The sequence below is a fragment of the Streptomyces flavofungini genome, from assembly GCF_030388665.1.
Lineage (GTDB): Bacteria > Actinomycetota > Actinomycetes > Streptomycetales > Streptomycetaceae > Streptomyces > Streptomyces flavofungini_A.
On sequence record NZ_CP128846.1, the window covers coordinates 7,810,020 to 7,822,323 of the forward strand.

General features: G+C 71.8%; 13 protein-coding genes. 12 read left to right on the forward strand and 1 reads right to left on the reverse strand.

From position 1 onward, the window contains the following. Positions 1-100: 100 nt before the first annotated feature. The 10 genes from mltG (at position 101) to nusB (ending at position 9,597) form a co-directional block, all read left to right on the forward strand. Positions 101-1,906, forward strand: coding sequence for an endolytic transglycosylase MltG (mltG, locus tag QUY26_RS33630; RefSeq protein ID WP_289953497.1), 1,806 nt, complete (start codon positions 101-103; stop codon positions 1,904-1,906). Beyond that, on the forward strand, positions 1,903-2,733 hold the full coding sequence (locus QUY26_RS33635) for a shikimate dehydrogenase (protein ID WP_289953498.1): 831 nt from the start codon (positions 1,903-1,905) through the stop codon (positions 2,731-2,733). Before mltG ends, QUY26_RS33635 begins: the two co-directional genes overlap by 4 nt. Positions 2,734-2,908: 175 nt before the next feature. Continuing rightward, positions 2,909-4,093, forward strand: coding sequence for a chorismate synthase (gene aroC / locus QUY26_RS33640; RefSeq protein ID WP_289953499.1), 1,185 nt, complete (start codon positions 2,909-2,911; stop codon positions 4,091-4,093). Positions 4,094-4,146: 53 nt separating this feature from the next. After that, a complete protein-coding gene (locus QUY26_RS33645; protein WP_289956256.1) occupies positions 4,147-4,629 on the forward strand; it encodes a shikimate kinase in 483 nt (160 codons plus the stop codon). After that, positions 4,626-5,717 carry a 3-dehydroquinate synthase gene (gene aroB, locus QUY26_RS33650; protein WP_289953500.1) on the forward strand — a complete coding sequence of 364 codons (1,092 nt, stop codon included), beginning with the start codon at positions 4,626-4,628 and terminating at the stop codon, positions 5,715-5,717. Before QUY26_RS33645 ends, aroB begins: the two co-directional genes overlap by 4 nt. Positions 5,718-5,876: 159 nt before the next feature. Then, the gene (locus tag QUY26_RS33655; RefSeq protein WP_289953501.1) at positions 5,877-6,914 is read left to right on the forward strand and encodes an AAA family ATPase; all 1,038 of its coding nucleotides are present in this window, start codon (positions 5,877-5,879) and stop codon (positions 6,912-6,914) included. A gap of 109 nt (positions 6,915-7,023) precedes the next feature. Further along, positions 7,024-7,170 (forward strand): hypothetical protein, encoded by a 147-nt coding sequence (locus tag QUY26_RS33660; RefSeq protein ID WP_289953502.1) that lies wholly within the window; start codon positions 7,024-7,026, stop codon positions 7,168-7,170. Between the two features lie 268 nt (positions 7,171-7,438). After that, entirely contained in the window at positions 7,439-8,545 is a 1,107-nt protein-coding gene (locus tag QUY26_RS33665) for an aminopeptidase P family protein (RefSeq protein WP_289953503.1), read from the forward strand. Between the two features lie 51 nt (positions 8,546-8,596). Further along, entirely contained in the window at positions 8,597-9,163 is a 567-nt protein-coding gene (efp, locus tag QUY26_RS33670; protein ID WP_289953504.1) for an elongation factor P, read from the forward strand. A gap of 2 nt (positions 9,164-9,165) precedes the next feature. Further along, positions 9,166-9,597 (forward strand): transcription antitermination factor NusB, encoded by a 432-nt coding sequence (gene nusB, locus QUY26_RS33675; protein ID WP_289953505.1) that lies wholly within the window; start codon positions 9,166-9,168, stop codon positions 9,595-9,597. 234 nt (positions 9,598-9,831) lie between these two features. On the opposite strand, the gene bldD is transcribed toward nusB, so the two are convergent. Next, the gene (bldD, locus tag QUY26_RS33680) at positions 9,832-10,332 is read right to left on the reverse strand and encodes a transcriptional regulator BldD (RefSeq protein ID WP_016638847.1); all 501 of its coding nucleotides are present in this window, start codon (positions 10,330-10,332) and stop codon (positions 9,832-9,834) included. Between the two features lie 240 nt (positions 10,333-10,572). Here bldD and pyrR point away from each other — a divergent pair, with 240 nt between their 5' ends. Next, a complete protein-coding gene (pyrR, locus tag QUY26_RS33685; RefSeq protein WP_289953506.1) occupies positions 10,573-11,148 on the forward strand; it encodes a bifunctional pyr operon transcriptional regulator/uracil phosphoribosyltransferase PyrR in 576 nt (191 codons plus the stop codon). A 138-nt stretch (positions 11,149-11,286) separates the two neighbouring features. Beyond that, complete coding sequence (locus QUY26_RS33690) at positions 11,287-12,300, forward strand: aspartate carbamoyltransferase catalytic subunit (protein WP_289953507.1); 1,014 nt, start codon at positions 11,287-11,289, stop codon at positions 12,298-12,300. The last annotated feature ends 4 nt before the right edge of the window (positions 12,301-12,304 follow it).

Genomic DNA, 12,304 nt, shown 5'->3' on the forward strand with positions numbered 1-12,304 from the left:
ATGCGGCGGCGTTCGAACAGCTGCCGCACGGCATCAAGAGACGGAACGGTTGCCCTGACATCCAGCCGGCGGCCCCCGCCTCGCGGCTCGTAGGGGATCGATGACTGAGTATGGCCGGAGCCCAGGCTCCGAACCGTGGCATCCCGAGGACCCGTTGTACGGGGACGGCGGATGGGGAGGACAGCAGGCCGACGGCTCGTCCCCCTACGGCGGCCAGGAGCAGTACCACCCCCAGCAGCCGCACCAGTCCCATCAGCAGCACCCCCAGCAGTCGCACCACCAGCCCCACCCGCAGCAAGGGCAGTACCCGCACCAGCAGACGCACCCTCAGGGGGCCCAGCAGCCCCAGCACCCGCAGCAGCAGGCTCCCTACGGCGACTGGAACTCGGGCCAGCAGCAGGCCTACGGCTCCCAGGGCTACGACCAGCAGGGCTACGACCAGCAGGGATACGGGGCCGCCCAGGCCCAGTACGGCGAGGGCGGTCAGCCCGGCGACGGTGGCTGGGACTCCGGGCAGCACGGACAGGTCCCGTACGGCGGTGACCCGGTGGACCCCTACGGCGGGCAGCAGGCGCCCTACGCCGAGGAACGCCCCGACTACTACGGCACGTCGGAGGCCTACCCGCCGCCCGAGCCGCCGGGCCGTCGGCGCCCCACGCCCGAACCGGATCCCGAGACCGACTGGGACCCCGGGCCCGACCAGGGCGAGCACGCCTTCTTCGCGGACGGCGCCGACGAGGACGACGACGAACGGGGGCGCGACGGCGGTCGTGGCGACCGCCGGGGCCGCGGCGGCAAGAAACCCAAGAAGCGCCGCAGCGGCTGCGCCTGTCTGGGCGTGGTCGTGGTCTTCGCCGGTGTGCTCGGTGGTGTCGGCTACTTCGGCTACCAGTTCTACCAGGATCGTTTCGGCACGGCCCCGGACTATTCGGGCGACGGCACCGCGGCGAATGTCACCGTCACCATCGAAAAGGGTTCCGGTGGCTATGACATCGGCAACCGGCTCAAGGCCGCCGGAGTCGTCAAGAGCGTCGACGCATTCGTCTCCGCACAGGGCAAGAACCCGGACGGACAGAAAATCCAAGCGGGCGTCTACACCCTGAAGAAACAGATGTCGGCCGCCTCTGCCGTCGAATTGATGCTCAGCCCGAAGAGCCGCAACAACCTCATCATTCCGGAAGGCAAACGGAATGTTTGGGTATACGGCGAAATCGATAAGCGGCTGCAGCTGAAGAAGGGCACCACGAAGGACGTCGCCCACCAGGAATGGAAGAAACTCGGCCTTCCCAAGTGGGCCACGGCCAACATGTCCAGCCAGGCCATGGACCCGCTGGAAGGCTTCCTCTACCCCGCCAGCTATCCCGTCGCCAAGGGGCAGAAGCCCGCGGACGTCCTGCGGAAGATGGTGGCCGAGGCCACGGCCAAGTACGACGCGATGGGCGTCGAGGCGCAGGCCTCTCAACTGGGCCTGAAGAACCCGCTCCAAGTCGTCACGGTGGCGAGCCTCGTGCAGGCCGAGGGCAAGTACAAGCACGACTTCGAGAAGGTCGCGACGGTCGTCTACAACCGGCTCAAGCCCGGTAACACCGAGACCTACGGCCTGCTGGACTTCGACTCGACGGTGAACTACCTGAAGGGCCAGTCCAAGCTCGCCATCGGCTCCGTCGACGACCTCCGCAAGCTGAACGATCCGTACAACACCTACAAGATCAAGGGCCTGCCGCCCGGACCGATCGGCAACCCGGGTGAAGTCGCGATCAAGTCCGCGCTGAATCCGGCGAAGGGCAACTGGTACTACTTCGTCTCCGTCAGCGAGGACGAGACGCTCTTCGCGGAAACGAACGAAGAGCAGAACCGGAACCGCGAGAAGTACGAGAAGAACCTCCAGAAACAGAACGGTCAATGAGCGCACACGTGCGCCGAGCGGCAGTGCTCGGCTCTCCCATCGCCCATTCGCTCTCCCCGGTGCTGCATCGCGCCGCCTACCGGGAGCTGAGCCTGGACGACTGGTCGTACGACCGTTTCGAGATCGACGAGGCGGGGCTGCCCGCGTTCATCGGGCAGCTCGGTCCCGAATGGGCGGGGCTCTCGCTCACGATGCCGCTGAAGCGCGCCGTGATCCCGCTGCTCGACTCGGTCAGCGACACCGCCGCGTCCGTGGAGGCGGTCAACACGGTCGTGCGGACGGACGACGGGCGCTTGACCGGCGACAACACCGACATCCCCGGCATGGTCGCCGCCCTGCGGGAGCGCGGAATCGAACAGGTCGAGTCGGCCGCGATCCTCGGCGCCGGCGCCACCGCCTCCTCCGCGCTCGCCGCGCTCGCCCGGATCTGCACCGGTGAGGTCGCCGCGTACGTGCGCAGCGAGGCCCGGGCCACCGAGATGCGGCAGTGGGGCGAGCGGCTCGACGTCGAGGTGCGCACCGCCGACTGGGCGGACGCCGAGCGGGCCCTGCACGCGCCGCTGGTCATCGCCACCACGCCGGCGGGCACCACGGACGCGCTGTCGCACGCCGTGCCGGAGCGGCCCACCACGCTCTTCGACGTGCTGTACGACCCGTGGCCCACCGCGCTCGCGGCACGCTGGTCGGCGTACGGCGGCGCCGTCGTCAGCGGGCTCGACCTGTTGGTGCACCAGGCGGTGCTGCAGGTCGAACAGATGACGGGGCGGACGCCGGGCCCCCTCGACGTGATGCGCAAGGCGGGGGAGCGGGCGCTCGCGGGGCGCTGACGGCCGACAGCGGTCGGACGGGGCGCGGGACGCCGCGGTGCCCGCCCCGGCGTCCGTCAGATGGACCGGGCGCCGGGCCACGCCCCCGGACGTGGGAGGATCGGGGGTGGCGGGCCAGGGCCGCGCACCCGGTCGCGCCGACAAGCAGTTCCAGGCGCGAGCATGAGGAGCACCGTTGAGCAGGTTGCGCTGGCTGACCGCGGGGGAGTCCCACGGACCCGCACTGGTGGCGACGCTGGAGGGCCTTCCGGCCGGCGTCCCGATCACCACGGACATGGTGGCGGACCACCTCGCCCGCCGGCGCCTCGGCTATGGGCGCGGCGCCCGCATGAAGTTCGAGCGCGACGAGGTCACGTTCATCGGCGGCGTTCGGCACGGCCTCACCATGGGCTCGCCCGTCGCGGTCATGGTGGGCAACACCGAGTGGCCCAAGTGGGAGCAGGTCATGTCGGCCGACCCGGTCGACCCCGCCGTCCTCGCCGACCTGGCCCGCAACGCCCCACTGACCCGCCCCCGGCCCGGCCACGCCGACCTCGCGGGCATGCAGAAGTACGGCTTCGACGAGGCCCGGCCGGTCCTGGAGCGCGCCTCCGCCCGGGAGACCGCGGCCCGCGTGGCCCTCGGCGCGGTCGCCCGCTCCTACCTGAAGGAGACGGCCGGGATCGAGATCGTCAGCCACGTCGTGGAGCTGGCCGCGGCCAAGGCCCCGTACGGCGTGTACCCGACCCCCGCCGACGTCGAGAAGCTCGACGCCGACCCGGTGCGCTGCCTCGACGCCGACGCGTCGAAGGCGATGGTCGCGGAGATCGACCAGGCCCACAAGGACGGCGACACCCTGGGCGGTGTGGTCGAGGTGCTCGCGTACGACGTACCGGTGGGCCTCGGCTCGCACGTGCACTGGGACCGGCGGCTGGACGCGCGGCTCGCGGGTGCCCTCATGGGCATCCAGGCGATCAAGGGCGTCGAGGTCGGCGACGGCTTCGACCTCGCGCGGGTGCCCGGCTCCCAGGCGCACGACGAGATCGTCGCCACCGCCGACGGCGTCCGGCGCGCCACCGGCCGCTCCGGTGGCACCGAGGGCGGCCTCACCACCGGTGAGCTGCTGCGGGTGCGCGCCGCGATGAAGCCCATCGCGACCGTGCCGCGAGCCCTCGCGACCATCGACGTGGCCACCGGCGAGGCGGCCAAGGCGCACCACCAGCGCTCCGACGTCTGCGCCGTTCCCGCGGCCGGGATCGTGGCCGAGGCGATGGTGGCGCTGGTGCTCGCGGACGCGGTCGCGGAGAAGTTCGGCGGCGACAGCGTGACCGAGACCCGCCGCAACGTCCGTTCGTACCTCGACAACCTCCAGATCCGGTGACGGCCGACGCGACCGGACCGGTGAGCGGGCCGCGCGTCGTGCTCGTGGGCCCGATGGGCTCGGGCAAGTCCACGGTGGGCGCGCTCCTCGCCGCCCGGCTCGGCGTGGCCTACCGGGACACCGACGCCGACATCGTGGCCGCCGAGGGCCGTGAGATCGCCGACCTCTTCCTCGACGAGGGCGAGCCGTACTTCCGGACGCGTGAGCGCGCGGCGGTGCGGGCCGCCGTCGCCGACCACGACGGCGTCCTCGCCCTCGGCGGCGGCGCGATCCTCGACGAGGGCACCCGCGAGCTGCTGCGGGGCCTGCCCGTGGTCTACCTCTCGATGGACGTCGACGAGGCGGTCCGCCGGGTCGGGCTCAACACCGCACGGCCGCTGCTCCTGGTCAACCCGCGCAAGCAGTGGCGCGAACTGATGGACGCGCGCCGCCATCTGTACGAAGAAGTCGCCCGCGCCGTCGTCGCCACGGACGACCGCACCCCCGAAGAGGTCGCGCAAGCGGTCCTCGACGCACTGGAGTTGAAGGAAGCATGAGCGAGGCAGTGACGCGCATCCACGTCGGCGGCACGGCGGGCACCGAGCCGTACGAGGTGCTCGTCGGGCGCCAGCTGCTCGGTGAACTCGGCGCCCTGATCGGCGACGCCGCCAAGCGCGTCGCGGTCATCCACCCCGAGTCGCTCGCCGAGACCGGCGACGCGCTGCGCCAGGACCTGGCCGACCAGGGCTACGAGGCCGTGGCGGTGCAGGTGCCCAACGCCGAGGAGGCCAAGACCGCCGAGGTCGCCGCGTACTGCTGGAAGGCGCTCGGGCAGTCCGGCTTCACGCGCACCGACGTGATCGTGGGCGTCGGCGGCGGTGCCACCACCGACCTGGCCGGATTCGTGGCCGCGACCTGGCTGCGCGGGGTGCGGTGGGTCGCCGTGCCGACGACCGTGCTCGCCATGGTCGACGCGGCGGTCGGCGGCAAGACCGGCATCAACACCGCCGAGGGCAAGAACCTGGTGGGCGCCTTCCACCCGCCCGCGGGCGTGCTCTGCGACCTGGCCGCGCTCGACTCGCTGCCGGTGCACGACTACGTCTCCGGGCTCGCGGAGATCATCAAGGCGGGCTTCATCGCGGATCCGGCGATCCTCGACCTCATCGAGGCCGACCCGCAGGCCGCGCGCACGCCCGCCGGGCCGCACACCTCGGAGCTGATCGAACGCTCCATCAAGGTCAAGGCCGAGGTCGTCTCCGGCGACCTCAAGGAGGCGGGCCTGCGCGAGATCCTCAACTACGGGCACACGCTGGCGCACGCCATCGAGAAGAACGAGCGCTACAAGTGGCGCCACGGTGCCGCCGTCGCCGTCGGCATGCACTTCGCGGCCGAACTCGGCCGCCTGGCGGGCCGCCTCGACGACGCGACCGCCGACCGCCACCGCACCGTCCTGGAGTCCGTCGGGCTGCCGCTGAGCTACCGCTACGACCAGTGGCCCAAGCTCCTGGAGACCATGAAGGTCGACAAGAAGTCCCGCGGTGACCTGCTGCGCTTCATCGTCCTCGACGGTCTCGCCAAGCCCACCGTCCTGGAGGGCCCGGACCCGGCGGTGCTGCTCGCCGCGTACGGGGAAGTCGCCGACTGACCGCGCGGTCCGCCCTGTTCGGGGCGGACCGAATCAGCCATGGGCACTTCTCGGCCGCCCCGGCCGTTCACACAACATCGGCCGGGGACGGTACCGTTCGGTAAGGGTGGCCCCGGCCGCCGCCCGCATCAGCAGTCGTACGAGACGGAGTGGCACCGGATGCAGCACGCTGTGGGGTCTCCGTTGCCGCCGCCCCCTCAGCCGGGGCACGGACCGGCCACCGGCTGGTCCCCGGCCGCACACCACCCGAGCGGTCCGCCGCCGGGTGCCGCTCAGGGCTCCCCTCCGCCGCACGTGCCGGGGGCGCCGGGCGCCTCGCACGCGCAGGCTCCGCAGGTGCCGGGGGTGCCGCACGCCCCGGGACCCGTCCCCCGGGCCCCGCACGCCCCGGGACCCGTCCCCCAGGCCCCGCATGCTCCGGGCCCGACGGCGCCCGCTCCCGGACCCGGACCGCACGCGCCTGGTCACGCCCCGCACCCCGCGGCCACCGGCCATGCCCCGACGCCCGGCCCCGCCGCGCACCACGCCCCGGCGGCCGCGCCGCCCGCCCGTGACACCACCGGCCACATCCAGCTTCCGCCCGGCGGCCCCGTCGCCATGCCGAGCCCGCCGCCCGGCACGGCCCGGGCCGACACGGGCTCCACCACGCTCGCCGTGCTCCTCATCGGCCCCGCGGGCGCGGGCAAGACCAGCGTCGCCAAGTTCTGGGCCGAGCACCGGCGCGTGCCGACGTCCCACATCAGCCTCGACGACGTCCGCGAATGGGTGCGCTCGGGTTTCGCCGACCCCCAGGCGGGCTGGAACGACCACTCCGAGGCGCAGTACCGCCTGGCCCGCCGCACCTGCGGCTTCGCCGCGCGGAACTTCCTGGCCAACGGCATCTCCTGCATCCTCGACGACGCCGTCTTCCCCGACCGGCCCGTGGTCGGCCTCGGCGGCTGGAAGCGGCACGTCGGCCCGGGCCTGCTGCCCGTCGTCCTGCTCCCGGGCCTTGAGGTCGTCCTGGAGCGCAACGCCCAGCGCAGCGGCAACCGCCGCCTCACGGACGAAGAGGTGGCCCGCATCCACGGGCGCATGGCCGGGTGGTACGGCTCGGGGCTGCCGATCATCGATAACTCCCAGCTCGACGTCCCCGCCACGGCGCGCCTCCTGGACGACGTCCTGGCCCGCGCGATCGCGAGTCCGCCGCAGTGGTAGGGGCACCGGGGCGCGGGCGCCCGACGGCGCGATAGCGGTGGCCTCAGCCGCCTCAGCCGCCTCAGCCGCCTCAGCCGCCTCAGCCGCCCGGTCCACGGTCACCGCGACGGTGACCGCCGAGGTCGAGGTCGAGGCCGAGGCGGAGAAGGCCGAGCCCGAACCGGCGGACACCGGCACGGTGCGGCCCCCGGACAGTGGCTCCGCCGCCGACGACCCGGGGTACGGCCGCCACCTCGACCGTGACGGCTTCGGCTGACCTCTGACCGCTCCTTGGGACCCCCCGCTGCCCGGGGCGGGGCCGAGCCGGGCCCCGTCAGGGGCGCGGGGAACTGCGCGACCAGCCACAGCAAGAGCCGCAGACGCGTCTGCCGAGATCCTGGCAGACGCGCCTGCGGCTTTTCGAGCGCTGAGCGCGCATTCCCCGCGCCCCTGACGGGGCGCAGCTCCCTCCGTCCGGACGGGGTGCAGCCCCGTCCGGACGCGCTGAACCGGCCGCGCCCCCTCCGCGCTCGTAGGCTCGCCCCATGTCAGAGGTGTACGCCGCACGCAGGGAGCGGCTCAGAGAGCGCTGTGCGGGCGGCGGGAGCGCCGCCGCGCTCGTGTCGCGGCCCGCCAACGTGCGCTATCTCGCGGGCGCTGCGCCCGCCGGTGCCGTACTGCTTCTCGGGCGGACCGAGGACGTGCTGGTGTGCGGGCGGCCACCGGGGGAGGAGCCGGGGACCGAACTGGCCGACACCGGCCTGCGCACGCACGTCCTGACGTCCCCCGGGGGCGATCCTGCCGTCGTGGGGGCGGGGCAGGCCGCGGCCCAGGGAGCCGAGACGCTGGCGGTGGAGGAGCACCACCTCACCGTGGCCCGCCACCACGCGCTGACCTCCGTCGCGCCGGGGGTGCGCCTGACCGACCTCGGGCAGGGCGTGGAGCAGCTGCGGCTCGTGAAGGACGAGGAGGAGATCTCCTGTCTGCGGATCGCCGCCGAGATCGCCGACCAGGCGCTCGGGGAACTGCTGGAGTCGATCCTGGTGGGGCGCACCGAGCGGCACCTCGCGCTGGAGCTGGAGCGCCGCCTCGTGGACCACGGGGCCGACGGACCGGCCTTCGCGACCTCCGTCGGCACCGGGCCGAACTCGGGGCGAGGCGGGCACCGCCCCACCGACCGGCGCGTCGAGGAGGGCGACTTCCTCTCCGTCTGCCTGGGCTCCTGCTACCGCGGCTACCGCAGCGAGATCGGCCGCACCTTCGTCATCGGCACCTCGCCCGCGGACTGGCAGATCGAGCTGTACGACCTCGTCTTCGCCGCTCAGCGGGCCGGTCGCGAGGCCCTCGCCCCCGGTGCCGCCTGCCGTGACGTGGACCGCGCGGCACGTCACGTACTGGACGCGGCGGGCTATGCGGACGGGCTCGCTCCGCGCACCGGACACGGCGTCGGACTCGAAATCGACGAGGACCCGCAGTTGGCGCCCGCGGCCATGGGTAAACTGGACGCTTGCGTGCCGGTCACCGTCGAACCGGGGGTCCACCTCCCGGGCCGGGGCGGGGTCCGGATCGATGACACGCTCGTCGTCCGCTGCGAAGCGGACGGCGGACCCGAGCTACTCACCATCACGACCAAGGAGCTGCTCGCGCTCTAGCGCGGGCACGTGCCCGGGGTCGTCCACGTCAGTCCAGGAGATTCCGCAACCGTGGCTTCCACGAACGACCTCAAGAACGGCATGGTGCTCAAGCTCGAAGGCGGCCAGCTCTGGTCCGTCGTCGAGTTCCAGCACGTCAAGCCCGGCAAGGGCCCGGCCTTCGTGCGCACCAAGCTCAAGAACGTGCTCTCCGGCAAGGTGGTCGACAAGACCTTCAACGCCGGCGTCAAGGTCGAGACGGCCACCGTCGACAAGCGCGACATGCAGTTCTCGTACATGGACGGCGACTACTTCGTCTTCATGGACATGGAGACCTACGACCAGCTGCACATCGACAAGAAGGTCGTCGGCGACGCCGCGAACTTCCTGATCGAGGGCTTCGAGGCCACCGTCGCCCAGCACGAGGGCGAGGTGCTCTTCGTCGAGCTGCCCGCCGCCGTCGAGCTGACCATCCAGGAGACCGAGCCGGGCGTCCAGGGCGACCGCTCCACCGGTGGCACCAAGCCCGCCATCCTGGAGACCGGCCACCAGATCAACGTGCCGCTCTTCATCACCACCGGTGAGAAGATCAAGGTCGACACCCGTGACAGCAGCTACCTCGGCCGGGTGAACAGCTAACCGTGGCCGCCCGTAACACGGCCCGCAAGCGCGCCTTCCAGATCCTCTTCGAGGCCGACCAGCGCGGTGCAGACGTCCTGACGGTCCTCGCGGACTGGGTGCGCCACGCGCGCTCCGACACCCGGCAGCCGCCGGTCAGCGAGTACACGATGGAGCTCGTCGAGGGATACGAGAAGCACGCTTCCCGCATCGACGAGCTGATCTCGCAGTACGCCGTCGGATGGACGCTCGACCGGATGCCGGTCGTCGACCGGAACATCCTGCGTCTGGGCGCGTACGAACTCGTCTGGGTCGACGGAACGCCCGACGCGGTCGTTCTGGACGAAGCCGTCCAGCTCGCCAAGGAATTCTCCACGGACGAGTCGCCGGCCTTCATCAATGGGCTGCTCGGCCGCTTCAAAGAGCTGAAGCCGAGTCTTCGCCGGGGGGAGTAGGCTGCCGCCGCTTTTCTCGGACGCCGTAGGGCCCGCAGCTGTTTGGCTGCGGGCCCTACGGCGTTTTTCTTTCCGCGCGGGCGGGCACTGCCGAGTGTTTCCGTGCGGCGACCGATTCCAGCGGATCCGTCGCCCTCGGGGCGGCCCGCGAAAAAGACCGCCGGGGTGGCCGGAACCCAATCGGTTCCGGCCACCCCGGCGGCACGTTTCTGCTCAACTCTCCCTTGGGAGAAATCAGACCTCTTCGTGGGCGACGGCGCGGCGCGCGTCGGCGTCGAGAACGCCCCAGCTGATGAGCTGCTCGGTGAGCACCGAGGGCGACTGGTCGTAGATGACGGCAAGGGTGCGCAGGTCGTCCTGGCGGATGGAGAGGACCTTGCCGTTGTAGTCACCGCGCTGGGACTGGATCGTGGCGGCGTAACGCTGCAGGGGGCCCGCCTTCTCGGCCGGGACGTGGGCCAGCCGCTCCAGGTCCAGGACCAGCTTGGGCGGGGGCTCGGCGGCACCGCCGGGCGGGGTGCCCGGGAGGAGTTCCTGCACCGGAACGCCGTAGAAGTCCGCCAGCTCGGCAAGGCGCTGCACGGTCACGGCACGGTCGCCGCGCTCGTACGACCCGACCACTACGGCCTTCCAGCGACCCTGGGACTTCTCCTCGACTCCGTGGAGGGAAAGGCCCTGCTGAGTGCGGATGGCGCGGAGCTTGGCCCCGAGCTGTTTGGCGTATTCGCTGGACATATAGCTCCCCGGACGCTGTGACAACGTGCGGCTCCGCCGCGCTGCTGGTGACTCACTGTGAGGTTACGCAGCGTTACTTGGCTGCGTCAAGCCGAATGGGTCCGAGGGCCCCTTCCGTGGGGGTGGTGAGGGCCCGCGTTGCCGTTGCTGGTACGGTGAGAAACGCTGCTGACGCAGTTGGCGCAATTTAGACGTCCTTTAAGGTCCGTCCCGTGAGGCGGAGAAGGAGGTCCGTTTTACATGGACACGCATGACTCCGGTGTCGCGCGGCCCGTTCTCGAAGGCCCTGACATCGCACGGGTGTTGACCCGTATCGCGCATGAAATCGTCGAGCGCGCCAAGGGCGCGGAGGACGTGGTCCTGCTCGGCATTCCCACTCGGGGTGTCTTCCTCGCCCAGCGGCTCGCCGCGAAGCTCGAGGAGATCACCGGCCGCAAGATCCCGGTCGGCTCCCTCGACATCACGATGTACCGCGACGACCTGCGGATGCACCCGCCGCGCGCCCTCGCCCGCACCGAGATCCCCGGTGACGGCATCGACGGCCGCCTCGTCGTCCTCGTCGACGACGTGCTCTTCTCCGGCCGCACCATCCGCGCCGCCCTCGACGCCCTGAACGACATCGGCCGCCCGCGCGCGGTGCAGCTCGCCGTTCTCGTCGACCGCGGCCACCGAGAACTGCCCATCCGCGCCGACTACGTAGGCAAGAACCTCCCGACGTCGCTGCGGGAGACGGTCAAGGTCCAGCTCGCCGAGGAGGACGGCCGCGACGCCGTGCTGCTCGGTGCCAAGCCGACCGCTCCGGCCGGCGAGCGCTAGCTCCTTCCCGTACGAACCGGCCCCCGTGGCCCCTGGTCCGTGCGCGAGCCGACGCGCGCCCGCATGCCCGCCGTGCCCCGCGGGGGACACCCCCGCCCGGGCACCCGCACACCTGAATTCCCTTACGGAGCCCACCAGATGATGCGACACCTCATCTCGGCCGCCGACCTCACCCGCGACGACGCCGTGCTCATCCTCGACACCGCGGAGGAGATGGCCCGCGTCGCCGACCGGCCGATCAAGAAGCTGCCGACCCTGCGCGGCCGCACCGTGGTCAACCTCTTCTTCGAGGACTCGACCCGGACCCGGATCTCCTTCGAGGCCGCCGAGAAGCGCCTCTCCGCCGACGTCATCAACTTCACCGCCAAGGGGTCGAGCGTCTCCAAGGGCGAGTCCCTGAAGGACACCGCGCAGACCCTGGAGGCCATGGGCGTCGACGCGGTCGTCATCCGCCACGGTGCCTCCGGCGCGCCCTACACGCTCGCGAACTCCGGCTGGATCGACGCGGCCGTCATCAACGCGGGCGACGGCACCCACCAGCACCCCACCCAGGCCCTCCTCGACGCCTTCACCATGCGCCGCCGCCTGGTCGGCCGGGACGCCGGGCTCGGCCAGGACCTGGCCGGCAAGCGCGTCACGATCGTCGGCGACATCCTGCACAGCCGCGTGGCCCGCTCCAACGTGGACCTGCTGCACACCCTCGGCGCCGACGTCACCCTCGTCGCCCCGCCCACCCTGGTTCCGGTGGGCGTCGAGCACTGGCCGTGCGAGGTGTCGTACGACCTCGACCGGGTGCTGCCCAAGTCGGACGCCGTGATGATGCTGCGCGTACAGCGCGAGCGCATGAACGCCGCGTTCTTCCCCACCGAGCGCGAGTACTCCCGCCGCTACGGCCTCGACGGCGAGCGCATGGCGCGGATGCCCGAGCACGCCATCGTGATGCACCCCGGGCCGATGGTCCGCGGCATGGAGATCACCGCCGAGGTCGCCGACTCCGACCGCTGCACGGTCGTCGAGCAGGTGGCCAACGGCGTCTCGATCCGCATGGCCGTCCTGTACCTGCTCCTCGGCGGCAACGAGCCCGCCGTCACCCACACCCGCCCCGCCACCGAGCGCCCCGCGCACACCGTTCTCTCGGACGAGGAGAAGTAAGACC

Bases quoted from the DNA above. Each gene is read 5' to 3' on its own strand.
- QUY26_RS33655 (WP_289953501.1), top strand. From the start codon at position 5,877: ATGCAGCACGCTGTGGGGTCTCCGTTGCCGCCGCCCCCTCAGCCGGGG.
- bldD (WP_016638847.1), bottom strand. From the start codon at position 10,332: ATGTCCAGCGAATACGCCAAACAGCTCGGGGCCAAGCTCCGCGCCATC.
- pyrR (WP_289953506.1), top strand. From the start codon at position 10,573: ATGGACACGCATGACTCCGGTGTCGCGCGGCCCGTTCTCGAAGGCCCT.
- QUY26_RS33690 (WP_289953507.1), top strand. From the start codon at position 11,287: ATGATGCGACACCTCATCTCGGCCGCCGACCTCACCCGCGACGACGCC.
- QUY26_RS33665 (WP_289953503.1), top strand. From the start codon at position 7,439: ATGTCAGAGGTGTACGCCGCACGCAGGGAGCGGCTCAGAGAGCGCTGT.
- aroB (WP_289953500.1), top strand. From the start codon at position 4,626: ATGAGCGAGGCAGTGACGCGCATCCACGTCGGCGGCACGGCGGGCACC.
- mltG (WP_289953497.1), top strand. From the start codon at position 101: ATGACTGAGTATGGCCGGAGCCCAGGCTCCGAACCGTGGCATCCCGAG.
- QUY26_RS33645 (WP_289956256.1), top strand. From the start codon at position 4,147: ATGGGCTCGGGCAAGTCCACGGTGGGCGCGCTCCTCGCCGCCCGGCTC.
- QUY26_RS33635 (WP_289953498.1), top strand. From the start codon at position 1,903: ATGAGCGCACACGTGCGCCGAGCGGCAGTGCTCGGCTCTCCCATCGCC.